Below are 20,099 nucleotides of genomic sequence, written 5' to 3' on the forward strand. Positions count from 1 at the left end.
CTGGCGGATGTACCAGGGCGTGCGGTCCAGCCGCATTTTCGCGTTCCTGATGGATTATGTCATCGTGTTTTTCCTGTGCATCCCGGTTGCGATCGTCATCGCCATTCTGGGTGTTGCAACGCTTGGCCTCGGATGGATGCTGTACGGCATCATGTTCCCGGCCGTGGCGCTAGCCTATGTGGCGACAACACTCGGCGGACCGCGCCAGGCAACCAAGGGCATGCAGATGATGGGCCTCAGACTCGAACGTCTTGACGGCCAGAAGGTCGATGGCCTGCTTGCGATCGTCCATACGGTGCTGTTCTGGGGTTTGAACGTGGTGCTGACACCGCTCATCCTGCTCGCAACGTTCGTCCTGGACCGCAAACGCACGGTCCACGACCTTCTTCTCGGTACGGTTGTCGTACGCGCCTATCATTAATCCGGAGGGCTCCCATGGGAGCCCTCTTTCCTTACCGGCCACATCCATGACACATCGCAGGCTCGCTGCCTTCGCCGCAATGGCATTCCTATTCTATGGTTCCGGTCTTGGCCACGGCATCGCGGCATCGCCGGCCGGACGGTTTTGCGGCGAGGTGATTTCAAGCGGCGATTACCGCGACGTCATCACGGCCCTCAACGTGGATCGCGACGGCCGCATATCAGGCACATACCAGATCGAAGCGCGTGATGGCCTCGTCATGGGGACTCTGACCGAAAGCGATGTGGCCAAAGGCACCGAACGCACGATGGTCTGGGTCGACAAATATGGTTCCGGACTTTTGACTGTGCGCTTTTCCAACGACTACCGCTCCTTTGCCGGCCGCTGGGGCCGCACGGTCGACGGCAAGGCGGACACGCCGAGCCATTCGTGGAATGGTCAGCCCTGCTACAATCTGAATGACGATCACGGCTGACATTTTGCCTGGCACCTTCGTCCTCGCCGGGCCGTTTGCAACTTGCCCCCGCGACATTCACATCTGAATGCAATATAATTGAATTGACGTTTTCGGGGGTCTTACGATTCTATAGGGGTTGCAGACTGTTCCAGGATAACGAATGACGCATCAACCGCAGCAATCACCGCAGTTCTTCCTGACAGCACCCTCGCCCTGTCCCTATCTGGAAGGGCAATTGGAGCGCAAGGTTTTTACGCATCTCGTCGGCGGGCGCGCCGCCGAGCTGAATGATCTCCTGACCCAGGGCGGTTTCCGCCGTTCCCAGAACATTGCCTACCGGCCGGCCTGCGAGAATTGCCGGGCTTGCGTTTCCGTGCGGATTCTGGCCGGGGAATTCAAGCAGGACAAATCCATGCGCCGGGTCTGGAACCACAACCGGGACCTGATCGGCAATATCCACCAGGCGGAACCTTCGACCGAACAATACGCCCTGTTCCGGCGCTATCTCGATGCGCGGCACAACAAGGGCGGCATGTCGGAAATGACGGTGCTCGACTATGCGATGATGGTCGAAGACACCCACGTCCCCACCCAGATCATCGAATACCGCCGCCGCGGGCCGGATTCCTTCATCACCAAGAAGGGCGAAGGCGAGCTGATCGCCGTGGCGCTCACCGATATCATGGGCGACGGATTGTCGATGGTCTATTCGTTCTTCAATCCCGATTATGCCGACCGTTCGCTCGGCACCTTTATGATCCTCGATCACATCCAGCGCGCCGCAGCCGCCGGTCTGCCGCATGTCTATCTCGGCTACTGGGTCGAGGGCTCGCGCAAGATGCAGTACAAGATCCGCTACAAGCCCCAGGAACATCTGGGACCGAAGGGCTGGGAACGCCGCGATTAATTCATTTGCACTTGGTGGTGCGTGGTTCGACAAGCTCACCATCAGGGATGTGGTTTGGTGCAAGGTTGGTCACAAACGTTGCAGAATAGTGCACCCTGCAATCCTCACCTTCCCTCATGGTGAACTTGTCGAACCACGCACCACGAAACTGCCTTGTGCCATTTGAAACAGATTTATGTGCAGGCGACCTAGAATAAGCCAGCGCTTGCGGCTAATGCTCGGGCCTTAAAACAAGAAAAAGACTTGGAAAGTCAGAGGAAATGTCTGAGCCGCATCTCGATCACCGCAAGGGCCTGCTCATCACGGGCATAGGCGGGCTGATACTCTCCGTCGATATCCCGCTGCTGCGCCTCGGCCAGGGAGAAACCTGGTCGACGCTGCTTTTGCGCAGCGGCACGACCTTCATCTGCGCCCTGATCATCTGGGCGGTGTGGAGCATGGCGACCGGCCGGGTCAAAACCATCTTGCCGGGACGGATCGGCTTTGCCGTGGCCGGGCTTTACGGCCTGGGTTCGATCTTCTTCATGATCGCCGTCTACAACACCTCGACCGCCAACCTTGTCTTCATCCTGGCGTTCAACACGGTGTTTGCCGCCCTGCTCTCCTGGATTTTCCTGAAGGAGCGTCCGAAAACCGCAACCTTCGTCGCTATGTTCTTCATGCTGATCGGCGTGGGGATCATTGTGCGCGAGGGCCTGTCATCGGGGCACCTGTTCGGCAATATCATCGCCCTCATGTCGACATTCTTCCTCGCCTCTGCCATCACGGTGACCCGCGCCTCGAAGAAGGATATGGGCTTTGCCGCCATTATCGGCACCGTCCTGCCGATGACCGTGGCGATTTTCATGGTTTCACAGCACGGCTTTTCCGTCGCGGCGCCCGGCTGGATCATTTTTAACGGTGCGGTGGTAACGACAATCGCCTTTGCCTGCCTGGCGACCGGCCCGCGCTTCCTGTCCGGGCCCGAAGTGGCGATGTTCTATCTCCTGGAGACGGTCCTCGCGCCGATCTGGGTCTGGCTGGTCTTTGCCGAACGTCCGAGCGACCCCACCCTGCTCGGCGGCATCATCATCATCACCACGCTGGTCAGCCATTCGATCTGGCAGATGCACAGCGCCCGCAAGCGCTCGCGGATGGCGGCATTCCGCCACCCGGTCTGAACCCTATTCGGCCGCCTCGCTGGCGTAGCCGGGCCTGGGATAGGCAGGCACGGTGCGCACGCCGGGGCGTGCGGCCGCTTCGGCTTCATCAGGCGTGTTCGGACGGAAGCCCCAATGGAACGCACGCGCCATCCAGCGGCTGAGATCGTCCATGATCGTGTAGAAGGACGGCACGAACACCAGCGACAGGACGGTCGAGATCAGCAGGCCGCCGATCACCGCGATGGCCATGGGCGCCCGGAATTCGCCGCCATCGCCAAAGGCCAGCGCCGCCGGCACCATGCCTGCGGACATGGCAATCGTCGTCATGACAATGGGACGAATGCGCTTGCGGCCCGCATCGATGATGGCCTCATTGCGCGGAATGCCGTGCTTGACCTCTTCAATGGCAAAATCGACGAGCATGATGGCGTTCTTGGTGACAATGCCCATCAACATGAGAATACCGATGACCACGGCCATGGATACGGAATTGTTGGTGAGAAGCAGGGCGGCGGCCACACCGGCAATCGACAATGGCAGCGACATCAGGATGGTGAAGGCATGGAAGATACTGCCAAAGAGCAGGATCAGCACCACGAACACCAGCATCAGGCCCATGATCATCGCATTGCGGAAACCGGCGAACACTTCGCCCATGACTTCGGCGTCGCCGGTTTCCTGAATGCGCACGCCCTCCGGCATCGCCGTGACCTGCGGCAGTCCCTTGACGATGGAAAGCCCTTCGCCAAGCTCCTTGCCGCCGGCCATGTTGGCGCCGACGACGACGCGCCGTTCGCGGTTGAAGCGTTCAATCGATGAGGGCCCCTGGCCGAAACTGACCTGCGCGATGGATGCCAGCGGCACCACGACACCGGATGGGGCGGTCACGGTCAGCGTGTTCAGGACAGTCAGGTCGCGGCGCGACGCCTCGGTCAGCTGAACCCGGATCGGAATCTGCCGGTCACCCACGGTGTATTTCGCCAGATTGGCATCGAGATCGCCAAGCGTCGCCACCCGCAGCGCATCGGACACGGCCGATGTCGACAGGCCAAGCTCGGCCAGCTTGTCCATGCGCGGCGTCACGATGATTTCCGGACGGTCCAGCGCAGCGCTGGAGGACACTGCCTGGAAGCTGCCGGTTGCCGTCATGCCGCTCTGGATGGACCGCGCCTGCTCGCTCACCTTCTGGCCATCCGTACCGATGACGCCGATGGCAAATTCACGGTCGCCGCGGTCGTTGACGAAATTGGCACGCAGATCAGGCACGTCGGAAAGCTTGGCGAAAATATCGGCTTCGATCTGTTTCTGGGTCCGGCTGCGCTCGCTCTTGTGGCTGAGTTTGACGATCATGGTCGCACGGCGCGTATCCACCTCGCCCTTTGGGGAAGACCCGCCGACGACATAGGTCTGCTGCACTTCCGGGATTTCCCGGACCCGCAGCGCCGCTTCATCGGTGACGCGGCGGGTTTCATCGATGCGCGAACCCGGCGTCAGTTCAAGATTGACCGCCACGCGCGCTTCGTCCTGCGCCGGGACAAAACCGGACGGCAGGAATCCCATGGCCCAGATGGCCGTTGCGAACAGCAGGACGCCGCTGATCAGCGTGAGCCAGCGATAGCGCAGGGTCACGCCGAGGAAGCGCGTATAGGCGCCGACCCAGCCGCCGGTGTTTTCCTCATGGTGCAGGTTCTTGCCGTCACGCAGGAGATAGGCGGTCATCATCGGTGTGATCAGGCGGGCGACCAGCAGCGAGAAGAACACCGCCACGGCGACCGTCAGGCCGAACTGCTTGAAATATTGCCCGGCAATGCCGCTCATGAAGCTGACCGGGGCAAACACGGCAATGATCGTTACGGAAATGGCGATGACCGCAAGCCCGATCTCATCGGCCGCCTCCAGCGACGCGCGGTAAGGCGATTTGCCCGACCGCATGTGCCGGACGATGTTCTCGATCTCCACGATGGCGTCATCAACGAGAATACCCGTCACCAGCGTGATGCCGAGCAGGCTGATCAGGTTCAGCGAGAAGCCGAGCATATCGATGGCCCAGAATGTCGGGATGGCGGACAGAGGCAGGGCAATGGCCGCGATCAGCGTCGCGCGGATATTGCGCAGGAACAGGAAGACCACGACAATCGACAGCACTGCGCCTTCGACCAGCGAGCTCATGGCGGCTTCATAATTGCCGTAGGTGTAGTTCACCGCATTGTCGATGATGCTGAACCGGGCGTCGGGGTATTTCTGTTTCAACAGGTCCATGCGGTCCTGAACCCGCTTGAACACATCCGCGTCGCTGGCGCCCTTGGCGCGGAATACGCCGAGGGAGACCACGGTCTGGTTGTTGACGCGGGCAAAGGATTTGGGTTCCTGGAACGAATCCGTCACCGTGCCGATGGCATCCAGCCGGACAGAGCGGCCGCCCGCCAGCGGGATTTCGACGCTGCGCAGGTCGTCCAAAGTGCGGGATGCGCCAAGGGTACGGATGGTCTGCTGGGTCGAACCGAGATCGCCGCGCCCGCCGGTCAGATCGGCATTCATCGATTTCAAGGCGCGGTTGACGTCAAACGCCGTCACGCCCAGTGCCGTCAGGCGGTCCGGGTCGAGAGAGACGCGGATTTCCCGCGTCACACCGCCATAGCGTTCGACGCGGCCGACACCCTTGACACCCTGGATATCGCGCAAAATCTTGTCGTCGACGAACCATGACAGCTCCTCGGAGGTCATTGCCGGCGCGGAAATTGCGTAGGTCAGGATTGCCGACCCCTCGACATCGACGGAACTGACGATGGGCTCCTTGATCGTGGCGGGCAGATCACTGCGGATGCGGGTGACCGCATCCTTGACATCGTTGAGCGCCTTTTGCGTATCCACCTCGAGGCGGAACTCGACGAGCGTCGTCGAAATACCCTCGGTCAGCGTGGTGGTAACGTTTTTCACGCCGGTGATGTTGGCAACCGAATCCTCAACACGCTTGGCGATCTGGGTCTCCAGCTCGCTCGGCGCAACGCCGGGATCGGTGATCGCCACGGAAATCAGGGGAACATCGATATTGGGAAAGCGGGTGATCGGCAGCTTGGAAAAACTCATCAGGCCGAGAACGACGAGCACGACAAACAGCAGGATCGATGGAACAGGATTGCGGATCGACCAGGCGGAAATGTTCCAGTTCATTGGACTGCCCCCGTCGTTTCCGCGCTGATGCGCACCGGCGTCACACGGTCGCCATTGGCGACGAACGTTCCGGCCCGCGCGACGACATCTTCGCCATCGGCTAGGCCGTCGAGCACTTCCACCGCGCGGTCATTGCGGATGCCGAGGCTGACCTTGCGTGTGTCGACCACCCCGTCCTTGACCACCTGCACAAGGGCTGTCGGGCCACGATAGACAACGGCCGAGAGCGGAACGCTGACACCGTTGCGCCGGGTCAATTCGATGACCGCACGGGCAAAATTGCCGGGCCGGATGGCCTCATTGTGCTCCAGCGAAATCTTTACCGCACCGAGGCGGGAGCTCGCGGTGATCTCCGGCAAGATCAGGCGCACCCGGCCGGCAACCGGCTGTTCCATGCCGGACACGCGCACGGCCACCGGCATGTCGGGCTTGAGGCGCGGCAAATCCACTTCCGGTATATTGGCCGATAGTTCGAATTCGCCGTCGCGGGCGATGCGGAACAATGGCCCGGCATTCATCGATACAATGCCGCCAAGCAGCGCATTGCGGCTGAGGACGACACCGGTCGTTGGCGCCTTGACATCGGCTTTTTCAATGCGCAGCAGGACATCGCGCTTCTGCGCGGCCACCAATTGCAGCTGCGACTGGCTGGCGACCAGCGCCTGCCGGGATGTGTTGAGCCGGGCATTGGCGCTGTCATAGGCATTGGTGGCATTGTCGAAATCGGCCTTGGACGTGATGCCCTTGGCCGATAGCGCACGGGCACGGTCGAGTGCTTCCTGGGCCTGCCGGACGGCGATCTGCGCATCGACGATCTGCGCTTCCGATTGGGCGATGGACGCTTCGGCCTGGGCGCGCTGCGCCTCGATCTGTGCCAGCTGGATTTCAAGGGATGACTTGTCGAGGCGGGCGATGATGTCACCCTCCTTCACCCGGTCACCCTGATCGGCGCCAAGTTCGAGCACGATCAGCCCGGCCACGTCGGTTCCCACAGCAACTTCCTGGCGCGGGACGATGGTGCCGGTGACCGTGATGGACGCAACCATCTCGGTTTCGGCGGCTGGAATGACATTGATGACGGGCGGCTTGACCGCCTGTACGGCCGTTTTGTCCTCGGCCATGGCGGCAGGGACAAGCGCGCAGCTGAGGCTAAGGCCCAGAACGACGGATGCCAGAAGTTTAGTGCGACGGTTGCGCATCGGATTACCTGATCAAAAGAGGTATTTGCTGGATCGGTATGTCAGTATTTATGCTTGCACTCTTTATGCTTGCACTGGGCGCAGGATGCCGACCGCAAGAGCGCGGAACATCGGCTCCAGCGCTTCGACAGGTACACCCTGTGCCGGAAAATTCCGCATGATGATCCCCTCGCCCATGGCGGCAAGACTGGCCACGACCAGTTCCAGGTCACCAACGGGATCAATTTCGCCGCGGGCCTTGGCGGCGCTGACGGCTGACAGAAGCTTTTCGCGCATCTGCCCTTCATAAAGCTCGCATTGGGCGGCAACGGCCTCGTTGCGGATGGCCTCCGCCCGCACCTCGGCAAAGAGCCGTGCGCTGGCATCGTCAACGCCGTTCGCCGACTTCTGGCGAACGTGATCGAGACCGACCATCACAAGCGCATCGATGATGTTCCCATACCCGCTCATGCGGTCGAGAATTTCGGCGCTTGCCTTGCGATGGCCGGCGACGATGGCTTCGATCAGGGATTCCTTCGAGGGGAAATAACGGTAAAGCGCGCCGGGGCTCATGCCTGCCTCGGAGCAGATGTCGTTCATGGACGCGCCGCGAAAACCCGCGCGGACAAAGCAGTTGGTGGCCGCTTCAAGGATGCGCGCTTCCTGGACTTCGCGGTTCTGGGCCCGCTTGCCGAACAGTTTGGTGACAAAACAACCGCAGGCGCTGTCCGATTTGTCATCGGTCAGAAGCTTCGTTTGTTTTGGCAGAATACTGTCGGTCACGGCGCACCACAAAAAAGAGCGAATGTTCACTCTCATTTAAAGCGAAACGCAAAACCGGTCAATACGAGAATGAACGTTCTCGTTTATTTTTTCAATCAGCCGCTACTGTGCGTGTCAGGAAAACTTGCCCGAGCGCGGGAAACCCTTCGGCACCATGCGGCCGGCGGAAGCGCGCGGACCGATCCATTCGGCCAGTTCCTCCCGGCTGCGCGTGAACGTCCTGTCCGCCGCATCCTGCCATGTGAGCCCCTGCTCCATGGCAAAGACGCGGATATCGGAGACGCCGCCATCCTTGTAGCGCTGCAGGCGTACGCCCTTGCCGCGCCCGAGTTCGGGAATTTCCGCCAGCGGGAACACCAGCATCTTGCGGTTTTCGCCGACGATTGCCACGCTGTCGCCGGTGACGGGAACGCAATGGCGGGCCTCGTCCGGCGCCTTGACGTTCATCACCTGCCTGCCCTTGCGGGTATTGGCCATGACATCCGCCTCCGGCACGAGGAAGCCGTTGCCGTCATGGGATGACAGCAGCAGCTGGCGCCCGGGATTGTGGACGAAGGCCGTGACGATGTCCTGATCGTTCTCCATATCCACGATGATGCGGATGGGCTCGCCATGGCCGCGCCCGCCGGGCAGGCTGTTGGCGCCGATGGTGTAGAACTTGCCGCCCGTGGTCAGGATCAGAATGCGGTCCGTCGTTTCCGCATGGAATGCCAGCTTGAGCTTGTCACCCTCCTTGAAGGTGAGCGACGAGAAATCGGGCAGATGCCCCTTCATGGCGCGCAGCCAGCCTTTTTCCGAGACGACGACCGTGACTGGCTCCTTCTCGATCATGGCGTGGTGAATATCGGTCAGGTCATGCTGCGGCGCATCGGCAAAGGTGGTGCGGCGCTTGCCGAGCGGTGTCGTGGCCGCATATTTCTTCTGCATTTCGGCAATCTGCCAGGAAATGGTCTGCCACTGCTTGGCATCGGAACCCAGCAATTGCTCGATCTCACCCTTTTCAGTGGTCAGACCGTCGAATTCCTTGCGGATCTCGAATTCCTCGAGCTTGCGCAGCGACCGCAGCCGCATGTTCAGGACCGCTTCCGCCTGGACATCGGTGAGCCCGAAACGGGCCATCATTTCCTGCTTGGGCTCATCCTCCTCACGGATGATGCGGATCACCTCGTCCAGATTGAGATAGGCAATCAGGAAACCGCCGAGAATTTCCAGGCGGCGCTCGATCTCGGCCAGCCGGTGGCGTGAACGGCGGATGAGAACATCCTTGCGGTGTTCAAGCCATTGCTTGAGCACATCGCGCAGCGACAGGACGTTGGGCACCTTGCCGTTCGAGAGAACATTCATGTTCAAGGGAAAGCGCGTTTCAAGCTCGGACAGCTTGAACAGGGATTCCATCAGAATGTCGGGATTGACGCTGCGGCTCTTCGGTTCGAGCACAACGCGTACATCCTCGGTGGATTCATCGCGCACGTCATCCAGCAGCGGCAATTTCTTGGCGATCAGGAGTTCGGCGATCTTTTCGATCAGCCGGGATTTCTGCACCTGATAGGGAATTTCGGTGATGACGATGATCCACGTGCCGCGCCCCTGATCTTCCACGTGCCAGCGGGCGCGCAGGCGAAAACCGCCGCGTCCGGTCTTGTAGGCATCGAGAATGGCATCGGCACTTTCGACAAGCACGCCGCCCGTCGGGAAATCCGGTCCGCGCACCTTGGTCCGGGCGGGATTCTCGGGATCATCCTCCAGCGACATCAGCTCTTCGACCGTTGCCTCGGGGTGCTTGATCAGGTGCAGCGCAGCCGCACAGAGTTCCGACACGTTGTGCGGCGGGATCGACGTGGCCATACCCACCGCAATGCCGGACGAACCGTTGGCGAGCAGGTTCGGGAAGGCGCCGGGAAGAACGATCGGCTCCTCGTCTTCCTCATTATAGGTCGGGCGGAAGTCGACGGCGTCTTCGGTGATGCCTTCGAGAAGCAGCATCGCGACATCGGTCATCCGCGCTTCGGTATAGCGCATGGCCGCCGGGTTATCGCCGTCGATATTGCCGAAATTGCCCTGCCCGTCGACAACCGGATAACGCACGGCGAAATCCTGCGACAGGCGCACCAGCGCATCATAGATCGACTGGTCGCCATGCGGGTGGAACTTGCCCATGACCTCACCGACGATGCGGGCGCATTTGGCATAGGACTGGTCGGGCGAAAGCCGCAGCAACCGCATGGCATGCATGATTCTGCGGTGCACGGGTTTGAGCCCGTCGCGCACATCCGGCAGGGCACGGTTCATGATTGTCGAAAGCGCGTAGGCCAGATAGCGTTCTTCCAGCGCGGCTTTCAGATCAACCGGTTCAATATTATCGTCGCCATTGTCTGGCGGAATCAGGCTTTTTCCCATGTCAATGGGTTATCAACTCACCGATTCACGGGCAAGCAATGATTCGCTGAGATCACAGCCTGTTGCCTATCGTGATCGGCAAAAAATGGGCGGGGCTTGCTTCCATCCGCCAAATCTGACTTTCTACCGCCGAATTGGCCCGATTTCGCCCGGAAAGACTGTCATAGTTTTGCCGCGCGGCATGGGATAGAACTGCTTACTGACCAAAACAAGGAACACACCATGCGTCCAACCACCTCTCTGAAATCCGGCTTGCACCTTTTGGCTGCGACCACTGCACTTGTCGTTGTCTTTGCCGGTTCAGCCTATGCGGTGGACGGCAACGCGGTGGCGGCCCGTTTAAAGGCCGTTTACGGCGAACAGGGCGGCACCCTTGAATATGCAAATGTTGAAACCAACGGCTCGACCGTCATCCTCAAGGACACCAAGCTGTCCGCAGCGGGCGCCAAGGAAAGCTTCAATGCCGGTGACGTGACATTGAGCGATGTCAGCGACGTTTCAGGCGGCGGCTTCAAGATCGGATCGGCGACCGTACCGGATATCAAGTTCAGCCCCGCCGATGAACCGGACAGCAAGGTCGCCGTCGAAGGCATCAAGCTTGAAGGCATCACCCTGCCCGCTGAAGGCGCAACCGAGCCGCTGGCAAAGATGCTGCAGTACCAAAAGGGCGAAGTGAAGCACATCGGTGTCAACAGCAAGGGCAAGGACGTCTTTGCGGCCGACAACCTGACCGTTTCCGTGTCGCCATTCACCGCGTCGGCGCCGGTTGTCTTCACGTCCAATGTCGCCAGCTTCAAGGCTGACCTGTCGGGCGTGGAAGATCCGAAGACAAAGGACGCGCTCCAGGCACTTGGCTATGAAACGCTCTCGGGCAAGATCGACATGAACGGCTCGTGGAATATCCCCGATGGCCGTCTCAACGTCGACAAGTTCGCCTTTGCCGCTGACAATGCCGGCACGCTGGGGATGAAGTTCGACATTTCCGGTTACACGCTCGACTTCATCAAGGGCATTCAGGAGGCCGTGAAGAGCGGCGACGGCAAGCCTGACGATGCCAAGGGCATGGCCATGCTCGGCCTGATGCAGCAGTTGAGCTTCACCGGCGCATCGATCCGCTTCGACGATGCTTCGCTCACCAACAAGGCGCTCGACTATGCTGCCAAGCAGCAGGGCGCCAAGCGCACCGACCTGGTCAACCAGGGCAAGGCCATCCTGCCGATGATGGCAGCCCAGCTCGGCAATGCCGAATTTGCCCAGGCCCTGGGAACAGCGGTCAGCGCCTATCTCGACAGCCCGAAGAACATCGAGATCAAGGCTGCCCCGGCCAAGCCCGTGCCGTTTGCGATCATTGCAGCCGGCGGCATGGCCGATCCGAAGTCGCTGATCAAGACACTCGGCGTGACGGTCAACGCCAACCAGTAATCGATAAGAACGGCAAAGAAAAAGCCCGGCGAGATGCCGGGCTTTTTTGTTTGTCCTGAATCGGTTGGAAAGAGTTTTTAATCCTCTTTCTTCATCGGTGCGAGGCGGATGTTGAGATCACGCAGCTGCGCTGGCGACACGTCCGACGGCGCATTCATCAGGAGATCATAGGCCTGCTGGTTCATCGGGAACATGGTGATCTCGCGCAGGTTCTTGGCACCCACGAGCAGCATCACGATGCGGTCGATACCGGCCGCCATGCCGCCATGCGGCGGTGCGCCGTACTGGAACGCGCGGTAGAGGCCGCCAAAGCGCTCTTCCACGGTTTCCCGCGAATGACCGACCGCCTCGAACGCCTTGACCATGGTTTCCGGCAGATGGTTGCGGATACCGCCCGAGGAAATCTCAAAGCCATTGCAGACGAGATCGTACTGGAAAGCCTTGATCGTCAGCGGGTCCTGGTGCTCCAGTGCGTCGATGCCGCCCTGCGGCATCGAGAACGGGTTGTGGGCAAAATCGATCTTCTTCTCGTCTTCCAGCCATTCGAAGAACGGGAAGTCGACAATCCAGGCAAGCTTGAACTGGTCGCGGTCGACGAGATTGAGTTCCTCGCCCGCACGGGTGCGTGCCGCACCGGCAAAGGAGACGAACTTCTTGGGATCGCCCGCAACGAAGAACGCCGCATCGCCGTCGTCCAGACCCAGCTGTACGCGCAGGGCCTCGGTGCGTTCCGGTCCGATGTTCTTGGCCAGCGGGCCCGCGCCCTCAAGCGCTTCACCTTCCTTGCGCCAGAAGATATAGCCAAGGCCCGGCTGGCCCTCGCCCTGCGCCCAGGAGTTCATGCGGTCGCAGAAGGCGCGCGAGCCGCCTGTCTTGGCCGGGATGGCCCAGACTTCCACCTTCGGATCATTGGCGATCATGTTGGCGAAGACCTTGAAGCCGGAACCGGCGAAATGCTCGGTGACCGCCTGCATCTCGATCGGGTTGCGCAGGTCGGGCTTGTCCGAACCGTATTTGCGCATGGCATCGTCATAGGCAATGCGCGGGAACTGCTGCGTCACCGGCTTGCCCTCGGCAAATTCCTCGAACACGCCGCGCAGCACAGGCTCCATGGTCGACAGCACGTCTTCCTGCTCGACAAAGCTCATTTCGACGTCGAGCTGGTAGAACTCACCCGGCAGACGGTCGGCACGCGGGTCTTCGTCGCGGAAGCAGGGTGCGATCTGGAAGTAACGGTCGAAACCGGACATCATGATCAGCTGCTTGTACTGCTGCGGCGCCTGCGGCAGCGCATAGAACTTGCCGGGATGAATGCGGCTGGGCACGAGAAAGTCGCGCGCGCCTTCCGGCGAGGATGCCGTCAGGATCGGCGTCGAGAATTCGGTGAAGCCGATCTCGGTCATGCGGCGGCGCATGGCGGCGATGATCTTGGTGCGCGACATGATGTTCTTGTGCAGCGTGTCGCGGCGCAGGTCGAGGAAGCGGTACTTCAGACGGATGTCTTCCGGATAGTCCAGCTCGCCGAACACCGGCAGCGGCAGTTCCTTGGCGGCGGACAGGATTTCGATCTCGCGGGCAAACACCTCGATCTCGCCGGTCGGCATGTTGGCATTGACCGTATCGTCCGTGCGGGCCTTCACTTCGCCGTCGACGCGGATCACCCATTCGCCGCGCACGGTCTCGGCCAGCTTGAAGGCAGGCGAGTCGGGGCTGGCGACGATCTGGGTCAGGCCGTAGTGATCGCGGATGTCGATGAAGAGAATGCCGCCATGATCGCGGACGCGATGAACCCAGCCGGAAAGACGAACGGTCGAACCAACGTCGGATTTCCGCAGGGCGGCGCAGGTATGGCTGCGGTAACGGTGCATGATATGTGCCTCTGAGATGCTTGATGCTTGCTGCCGGAAGACGTGAAGAAAGCTCCGGCCATGATCTTGGAATTTGCGCGGACAAGCGCATTTTGACGGCGATTTGTCAAGATTGCGAATTGCCGGAGGGCTGTTTTGTGGGCCTATCAACCATATGGACGCGACAAGCAGCGAAGAAACTCGGACAGGCGAGACAAATGCATTTCCATTCGCTATAGAAATTTCATGACCATGATTACAACCACAGATCAGCTTGACCAGGCTGTAGCCGCCCTTTCGCAATCCGATTTCGTAACAGTCGACACGGAGTTCATCCGGGAGACCACGTTCTGGCCGGAGCTTTGCGTTATCCAGCTCGCATCCCCTGATCATACTGCCATTGTCGATGCTCTCGCGCCGGGCCTCGATCTCGCGCCATTTTTCCGGCTGATGGCGGATGAGACCATCGTCAAGGTGTTCCACGCGGCCCGGCAGGATATCGAGATCATTTTCCATCTCGGCAATCTCATCCCCCACCCGGTCTTCGACACGCAGGTGGCGGCGATGGTCTGCGGCTTCGGCGATGCCATTGCCTATGATCAGCTGGTGCAGCGAGTGAACGGCGCGCAGATCGACAAATCCTCGCGCTTCACCGACTGGCGCCGCCGCCCGCTCTCCGACAAGCAGCTCGATTATGCGCTGGCCGATGTTACCCATCTGCGCGACATCTATCTCTACCTCAAGGCAAAGCTCGAGGAAGAAGGCCGCACCGACTGGGTGCTCGACGAGATGAAGGTGCTGACGGCGCGCGAGACCTATGACATGCATCCCGACGATGCGTGGAAGCGCCTGAAAATGCGCCTGCGCAAGCCGCAGGAGCTTGCCGTACTGCGCAGCGTCGCCGCCTGGCGCGAACGCGAAGCGCGCGAACGCAACGTGCCGCGCGGCCGCGTCCTCAAGGACGACGCCATCTACGAGATCGCCCAGCAGCAGCCGCGCGACGTGGAGGCGATGGGCCGCCTGCGCACCATCCCCAAGGGCTGGGAGCGCTCCAGCATAGCCACGGGGCTGCTCAACGCTGTCAATATCGCGCTGGACATGCCGAAGGAAGATATGCCGCGCCTGCCGAAATCCGTGCAGTCGCCGGAAGGTGCCGGCGCTGCCGCCGAGCTTCTCAAAGTGCTGTTGCGCCTGGTGACGGAAGAGCACGGCGTTGCCGCCAAGGTCGTCGCGACGTCAGACGAGATCGACCGGATTGCCGCCGAAGGCGATGCGGACGATATTCCGGCCCTTCAGGGCTGGCGCCGCGAAGTTTTTGGCGAAAAGGCGCTGCAGCTGATCAATGGCGAGTTGTGCCTGAAGTTCGAGAACAAGCGGATCCGGGCGGTGCCCTGCACGGACTGATCCTTCGGCCTGTGCCGAAGTATCAGTCCACCAAAACTGGCTAGCATCGGCCCAGTGAAACCATGCTGATGCGAGGCAATGATGTCTGATACCCCCGTGCAAACCCCGTCTCTGGTCAGGGAACTGGCGCTTCTCGCCGTTCTCGCCACGCTGTGGGGCGCTTCCTACACCTTCATCAGGGTGGGGGTGGAGACAATCCCGCCCATCACCTTCATCGCTGCCCGCACGCTGATTGCCGGCGGACTGCTGCTGGCCATCATCAGGCTGCGCGGCCTTGCGCTGCCGCGAGATCCAGCCATGTGGAAACGCTTTTTCATCCAGGCCTGCATCAACAGCGTCGTCCCCTTCACGCTGATCGCCTGGGCGGAATTGACCGTCAATGCCGGTCTTGCCACCATTCTCAATTCGACAACGCCGATCTTCGCTTTTCTGCTGACTGTCCTCATCACCCGCCACGAAGCCGTGACCACGCGAAAAGTCTTCGGCGTGGCGGCCGGTGTCGTCGGCATTTCCCTGATTATCGGGCTTGAGGCATTCAACGGCATCGGCAAGGAACTGGTGGCACAGCTTGCCATTGTTGCCGCAACGATCTCCTATGCGGCGGCGGCCATCTTCGGCAAGGGTTTCAAAAATCTCGATCCGATGATGCCCGCTGCCGGTTCGATGCTCTGCGGCGCCGTCATCCTCATTCCGGTCAGCCTCGTGGTCGACCGGCCATGGACGCTGGCGCCCTCGGCCCACTCCTTGCTCGCACTGCTTGGCCTTGCCGTGTTCTCCACCGCCCTCGCCTTCGTGATCTATTTCCGGCTGATCAACACGCTCGGCACCGTCGGCACGACATCCCAGGCCTATCTGCGCGTGCCGATCGGCGTCGGCATCGGCGTGCTGTTTCTCGGCGAAAGCCTGAGTTCGACCGCATGGATCGGCCTGATCTGCGTGATTGCCGGTGTCGCGGCGATGACCCTTCCCGCGCGCAGGAAGGCGGCTATCGTCGCCTGAACACCGGCAATTATTTGCCGATGGCTATTTTCAGCGCCTTGCCCGTCAGTTTCGCCAATTGCTGCAAGCGGCCTTCGGGGACATCGCCGATCAGATCGGCATTCCTGGCCGCCACCTCCAGATAGAGGCCGTCGGGCGCCTGTTTCCACGAGAGGTTGGGAACCACTCCGGCCATGGATGCGGAAAAGGGATAAACGATCCGCATGATCGCCGCCAATATCTTCGAATATTCCAAAAGCCGCGGCGTGGCCAGCGCTGCCAGCTCCGGGTCGGCTGCGCTGTTGGCAATGCCTTCGTGGCGGAAGAAATTGGCAAGCGCGATATAGGCCCGCCCCGGATGATCAATGCCAACAAAGGCGGCATTGGAGATCATGTTCAGCGCCTGCGAACCGCGATAATCGGGGTGGGCACGCCAGCTGATGTCGGCGATCAGGCAGGCCGCGCGGCGATAGCGCTTCTCGTCCGCCGTCTCGTCATAGCCGAGCGCGGCAAAGGCGTCGCCGCTCCAATCCGCCAGCTCACGCGCATAGGCGGGCGAACGGGCGCGCAGCACGGCCAGTTCATCGGCGGCGGCAATCAGCGGATCTTCCAGCTGTTCGGATTCCGACAGCAGCGAAAACAGAAATCCTTCCCGCACGCCCAGGGCCGAAAAGACAACCTTTGACGGACGCATCTTGCGGATGGTTTCAAGCAGGGCGATGGCACCATAGGACAAGAGCGCACGGCGGTTCTTCGAGACGTCCTCGATCCCGCGCATATTATCGAGATTGCCGTCCGCGACACGCTTGAGGAAGCGCTGTGCCTCCTCGAAGGGAATCTCGTAATGATGCATGACGTGCAGCGGATAGTGTTCGGCGCTCATATGCAGCTTGGCGAGGTTTCGCCACGTGCCGCCCACGGCGTAGAACGCCCGGCCCTTGCCCTTGGCCAGAAGCTTGGCCGATTCCAGCGTCTTCTTGGCGATATCGGACGCGGCGGAAAGATCGCCGTTCGACATATCCTGCAGACGCAGGCCGCCCAGCGGCAGGGTGATGCCGTCGCCGATGGTGCGGCCTTTGACGTCGACCAGTTCGAGACTGCCGCCGCCCAGATCGCCCGCGATACCATCGGGATCATGAAAGCCGGAGATGATCCCCAGCGCGGAATAATAGGCCTCTTCCCGGCCGGACAGAACCTTGATCGGTTCTCCCAGAACGATTTCGGCCTGGGCGATGAAATCGGGGCCGTTTTCGGCTTCGCGCGCTGCCGCCGTCGCCAGCACATCCAGCGAGCGGGCGCCCGCCTGATCGGCCAGGGCGCGGAACCGGCGCAGCGCCCGCAGGGCGCTTTGCACGGCCTTTTCATTCAGCTTGCCGGTTTTTACGAGGCCTTTGCCAAGGCCGCAGAGAATCTTTTCGTTGAAAAGGACGGTCGGCGAACGGGTAACCCCCTCATAGACGACCAGACGTACAGAGTTCGAGCCGATGTCGATGACACCGGCCGGATGGCGTCCTTGCACACGCCCCTGCGCTGCGGATATCATGCAGTCTTGTTTTTCGCTGCTTTGGATCGCTTGCGGTGAGCGATCAAGCGTGGTGCTGAAGACTTCAGCGACTTGCCGCGGCCGGACAGGCTGGGATTTGTCATGAAATATTCCTGCGCGTTAAAAGCATCTTCTCCATCCGCCGGAACAATCCGGCGCGATGTACCGTCTGCTAGTAACTCGTAACTCTGCTGGTTGTCGAGAAGGTTTGCCAGCATAATCTGTGAAAGAAGCTGTTGATGCACAGTTGGATTGGTGATCGGAACCAGCGTTTCGACACGGCGATCCAGATTGCGGGTCATCATATCGGCTGAACCGATATAGACGAGCGCCTTTTCCGACGGCAGTCCCGCACCGTTGCCGAAGCAGAAGATGCGGCTGTGCTCGAGGAAGCGGCCGACGATGGATTTCGCCCGGATCGTGTCGGACAGGCCCGGAACCTGCGGACGCAGGCAGCAAATGCCGCGCACGATAAGGTCGATGTCGACGCCATGCGTGCTGGCATTGTAGAGCGCATCGATGATCTGCGGATCGACCAGCGAATTCATCTTCATCCAGATTGCCGCAGGACGGCCGGCCTTGGCGTGCTCGATTTCCTCAGCGATGTGCTGGAGAATGCGCGGGCGCAGGGTGGTCGGCGACACGGCGATGCCCATCTCGCCCGATGGCTGGGTATAGCCGGTGATGAAATTGAAGATCTGGGCAACGTCGCGGCCGATCGACGGCTCGCACGTGAAGAACGACAGATCCGTATAAATCTTGGCGGTGATCGGGTGGTAATTGCCCGTGCCGAGATGCACATAGCTGCGCAGCTTCTGCTCCTCGCGGCGCACGACCAGCGACATTTTTGCATGGGTTTTCAGCTCGATGAAGCCGAAGACGACCTGAACGCCGGCGCGTTCCAGATCGCGCGCCCAGCGGATATTGGCTTCTTCGTCGAAGCGCGCCTTGAGTTCGACCAGCGCCGTCACCGACTTGCCCGCATCGGCCGCATCGATGAGCGCACGCACGATGGGGCTGTCATTGGAGGTGCGGTAGAGCGTCTGCTTGATGGCAACCACTTCCGGGTCCGCCGCCGCCTGGCGCAGGAACTGCACGACGACGTCGAAGGATTCGTAGGGGTGGTGCACCACGATGTCCTTTTCGCGGATTGCGGCAAAGCAATCGCCGCCATGCTCACGCACCCGCTCGGGGAAGCGCGGGTTGTAGGGCACGAATTTCAGGTCGGCGCGCGGAATGCCGACGATTTCGGAGATGGTGTTGAGCGCCAGAAGGCCTTCCAGCACACTGATGCGGTTGTCGGGAACACCAAGTTCCGTCGCCACGAAAGCACGCAGCGATTCCGGCATTTCGTCATCGAACTCGATGCGGATCACCTGGCCGCGGCGGCGCCGCTTCAGCGCGCTTTCGAACAGGCGCACCAGATCTTCCGCTTCTTCCTCCACCTCGATATCGCTGTCGCGGATGATGCGGAATGTACCGGCGCCTTTGACCTCATAGCCGGGGAACAGCCGCCCGGTGAACAGGCTGATGGCATCCTCAAGCGTCAGGAAGCGGAAACGCCCGGCATCGTCGGGAATCTGGATGAAACGTTTCAACGCCTGCGGCAGGCGCAACAGCGCCGTCATCGGCCGGTTGTCGATGCTGCGGCTCAATAGCATGGCGATGGTGAAACCGAGATTGGGAATGAACGGGAACGGATGCGCCGGATCGATGGAAAGCGGGGTCAGGACGGGATAGATGGTTTCAAGGAAGTGATCCTCGAGCCAGAGACGCTCGCTTTTGGTCAGCTTGTCCGGACGAACGATCTCGATGTTTTCCGCCAGCATCTCGACGCGCAGTTCGTTCAGGCGCAATTGCTGGGCGGCCTGCAGTTTGCCGACTTCATCGAGCACGAATTCCAGCTGCTCCTGCGGCGTGCGCCCGTCCGGGCTGCGATTGGCGACGCCGGCACGCACCTGCCCGGCAAGACCGGCAATGCGCACCATGAAGAATTCGTCGAGATTGGCGGCGGAGATGGACAGGAAGCGCAGGCGCTCCAGCAGCGGCTGGTGCACGTTGTGGGCTTCTTCCAGCACGCGGCGGTTGAACTGCAGCCAGGAAAACTCGCGATTGACGAAACGGTCGACACTGGTGTGCAGATCCGGCAGACCGATGGCTTCGACTGCATTCGTTATGGCGGGTGACTGATCGTTCATTGTCATTCTCCGATTAGAATAGTCCCGTCAAATGCGGAATCACAGGCCACATTAGTCAAGTCTCTTGAAGGTTTTATAGCAATCGCCGCCAATCCGCGCCCAACCCGATAAAAATCAGCACCGCCAGCTTACACCGGAAACAAAACCTTCCGCGATGAAATTCTCCCGAAGACCCGGCATAATGCCATTTGCGGCGCAACCGGGCGCTACTTGTGTCAGATTGCCTCGCTTTGGCACAGCAGAAGCGATTT

14 protein-coding genes are annotated in these 20,099 nt (G+C 60.7%); 7 read left to right on the forward strand and 7 right to left on the reverse strand.

Annotated elements, in window-relative coordinates; all coding sequences use genetic code 11:
- The first annotated feature begins 7 nt into the window (after nucleotides 1-7).
- The 4 genes from C5750_RS18925 to C5750_RS18940 all read left to right on the forward strand — a co-directional run bounded on the left by C5750_RS18925 (nucleotide 8) and on the right by C5750_RS18940 (nucleotide 2,945).
- Nucleotides 8-421 (forward strand): RDD family protein, encoded by a 414-nt coding sequence (locus C5750_RS18925; RefSeq protein WP_425350497.1) that lies wholly within the window; start codon nucleotides 8-10, stop codon nucleotides 419-421.
- A gap of 46 nt (nucleotides 422-467) precedes the next feature.
- Nucleotides 468-896 carry a hypothetical protein gene (locus tag C5750_RS18930; protein ID WP_105735623.1) on the forward strand — a complete coding sequence of 143 codons (429 nt, stop codon included), beginning with the start codon at nucleotides 468-470 and terminating at the stop codon, nucleotides 894-896.
- Nucleotides 897-1,038: 142 nt separating this feature from the next.
- Nucleotides 1,039-1,785, forward strand: a complete 747-nt coding sequence (locus C5750_RS18935) for an arginyltransferase (RefSeq protein ID WP_105735625.1) — start codon at nucleotides 1,039-1,041, stop codon at nucleotides 1,783-1,785.
- 260 nt (nucleotides 1,786-2,045) lie between these two features.
- Complete coding sequence (locus C5750_RS18940; RefSeq protein WP_105735627.1) at nucleotides 2,046-2,945, forward strand: DMT family transporter; 900 nt, start codon at nucleotides 2,046-2,048, stop codon at nucleotides 2,943-2,945.
- A gap of 3 nt (nucleotides 2,946-2,948) precedes the next feature.
- Here C5750_RS18940 and C5750_RS18945 read toward each other — a convergent pair whose 3' ends face one another.
- The 4 genes from C5750_RS18945 to parC form a co-directional block, all read right to left on the reverse strand.
- Nucleotides 2,949-6,098, reverse strand: a complete 3,150-nt coding sequence (locus C5750_RS18945) for an efflux RND transporter permease subunit (RefSeq protein ID WP_105735629.1) — start codon at nucleotides 6,096-6,098, stop codon at nucleotides 2,949-2,951.
- Nucleotides 6,095-7,297, reverse strand: a complete 1,203-nt coding sequence (locus C5750_RS18950) for an efflux RND transporter periplasmic adaptor subunit (protein ID WP_105735631.1) — start codon at nucleotides 7,295-7,297, stop codon at nucleotides 6,095-6,097. The genes C5750_RS18945 and C5750_RS18950 overlap by 4 nt, the downstream gene beginning before the upstream one ends.
- Before the next feature lie 63 nt (nucleotides 7,298-7,360).
- Nucleotides 7,361-8,059: a TetR/AcrR family transcriptional regulator gene (locus tag C5750_RS18955; RefSeq protein WP_165401801.1), complete on the reverse strand. Its 699-nt coding sequence runs from the start codon at nucleotides 8,057-8,059 to the stop codon at nucleotides 7,361-7,363.
- A gap of 114 nt (nucleotides 8,060-8,173) precedes the next feature.
- Nucleotides 8,174-10,456, reverse strand: coding sequence for a DNA topoisomerase IV subunit A (gene parC / locus C5750_RS18960; RefSeq protein ID WP_105735635.1), 2,283 nt, complete (start codon nucleotides 10,454-10,456; stop codon nucleotides 8,174-8,176).
- A 222-nt stretch (nucleotides 10,457-10,678) separates the two neighbouring features.
- Here parC and C5750_RS18965 point away from each other — a divergent pair, with 222 nt between their 5' ends.
- Nucleotides 10,679-11,878 carry a hypothetical protein gene (locus tag C5750_RS18965; protein WP_105735637.1) on the forward strand — a complete coding sequence of 400 codons (1,200 nt, stop codon included), beginning with the start codon at nucleotides 10,679-10,681 and terminating at the stop codon, nucleotides 11,876-11,878.
- A 77-nt stretch (nucleotides 11,879-11,955) separates the two neighbouring features.
- On the opposite strand, the gene aspS is transcribed toward C5750_RS18965, so the two are convergent.
- Nucleotides 11,956-13,746 (reverse strand): aspartate--tRNA ligase, encoded by a 1,791-nt coding sequence (aspS, locus tag C5750_RS18970; protein WP_105735639.1) that lies wholly within the window; start codon nucleotides 13,744-13,746, stop codon nucleotides 11,956-11,958.
- Nucleotides 13,747-13,971: 225 nt separating this feature from the next.
- Between aspS and rnd the strand changes: the two genes are divergently transcribed.
- On the forward strand, nucleotides 13,972-15,129 hold the full coding sequence (gene rnd, locus C5750_RS18975) for a ribonuclease D (protein WP_105735641.1): 1,158 nt from the start codon (nucleotides 13,972-13,974) through the stop codon (nucleotides 15,127-15,129).
- A gap of 78 nt (nucleotides 15,130-15,207) precedes the next feature.
- Nucleotides 15,208-16,128 carry a DMT family transporter gene (locus tag C5750_RS18980; RefSeq protein WP_105735643.1) on the forward strand — a complete coding sequence of 307 codons (921 nt, stop codon included), beginning with the start codon at nucleotides 15,208-15,210 and terminating at the stop codon, nucleotides 16,126-16,128.
- Nucleotides 16,129-16,138: 10 nt separating this feature from the next.
- Here C5750_RS18980 and ppx read toward each other — a convergent pair whose 3' ends face one another.
- Together ppx and C5750_RS18990 are read right to left on the reverse strand one after the other, a co-directional pair.
- Nucleotides 16,139-17,650 (reverse strand): exopolyphosphatase, encoded by a 1,512-nt coding sequence (gene ppx, locus C5750_RS18985; protein ID WP_105735645.1) that lies wholly within the window; start codon nucleotides 17,648-17,650, stop codon nucleotides 16,139-16,141.
- Complete coding sequence (locus tag C5750_RS18990) at nucleotides 17,647-19,848, reverse strand: RNA degradosome polyphosphate kinase (protein ID WP_105735647.1); 2,202 nt, start codon at nucleotides 19,846-19,848, stop codon at nucleotides 17,647-17,649. The genes ppx and C5750_RS18990 overlap by 4 nt, the downstream gene beginning before the upstream one ends.
- Between the last annotated feature and the right edge of the window lie 251 nt (nucleotides 19,849-20,099).

This window comes from Phyllobacterium myrsinacearum (assembly GCF_002980555.1).
In the GTDB taxonomy this organism is placed as follows: Bacteria; Pseudomonadota; Alphaproteobacteria; order Rhizobiales; family Rhizobiaceae; genus Phyllobacterium; species Phyllobacterium myrsinacearum.

What these genes read in the sequence shown, in the direction of transcription:
- parC (WP_105735635.1), bottom strand. Translation starts at nt 10,456, where the DNA reads ATGGGAAAAAGCCTGATTCCGCCAGACAATGGCGACGATAATATTGAA.
- C5750_RS18940 (WP_105735627.1), top strand. Translation starts at nt 2,046, where the DNA reads ATGTCTGAGCCGCATCTCGATCACCGCAAGGGCCTGCTCATCACGGGC.
- C5750_RS18990 (WP_105735647.1), bottom strand. Translation starts at nt 19,848, where the DNA reads ATGAACGATCAGTCACCCGCCATAACGAATGCAGTCGAAGCCATCGGT.
- C5750_RS18930 (WP_105735623.1), top strand. Translation starts at nt 468, where the DNA reads ATGACACATCGCAGGCTCGCTGCCTTCGCCGCAATGGCATTCCTATTC.
- C5750_RS18950 (WP_105735631.1), bottom strand. Translation starts at nt 7,297, where the DNA reads ATGCGCAACCGTCGCACTAAACTTCTGGCATCCGTCGTTCTGGGCCTT.
- C5750_RS18965 (WP_105735637.1), top strand. Translation starts at nt 10,679, where the DNA reads ATGCGTCCAACCACCTCTCTGAAATCCGGCTTGCACCTTTTGGCTGCG.
- C5750_RS18925 (WP_425350497.1), top strand. Translation starts at nt 8, where the DNA reads ATGTACCAGGGCGTGCGGTCCAGCCGCATTTTCGCGTTCCTGATGGAT.
- ppx (WP_105735645.1), bottom strand. Translation starts at nt 17,650, where the DNA reads ATGATATCCGCAGCGCAGGGGCGTGTGCAAGGACGCCATCCGGCCGGT.
- C5750_RS18945 (WP_105735629.1), bottom strand. Translation starts at nt 6,098, where the DNA reads ATGAACTGGAACATTTCCGCCTGGTCGATCCGCAATCCTGTTCCATCG.
- C5750_RS18980 (WP_105735643.1), top strand. Translation starts at nt 15,208, where the DNA reads ATGATGTCTGATACCCCCGTGCAAACCCCGTCTCTGGTCAGGGAACTG.
- rnd (WP_105735641.1), top strand. Translation starts at nt 13,972, where the DNA reads ATGACCATGATTACAACCACAGATCAGCTTGACCAGGCTGTAGCCGCC.
- aspS (WP_105735639.1), bottom strand. Translation starts at nt 13,746, where the DNA reads ATGCACCGTTACCGCAGCCATACCTGCGCCGCCCTGCGGAAATCCGAC.
- C5750_RS18935 (WP_105735625.1), top strand. Translation starts at nt 1,039, where the DNA reads ATGACGCATCAACCGCAGCAATCACCGCAGTTCTTCCTGACAGCACCC.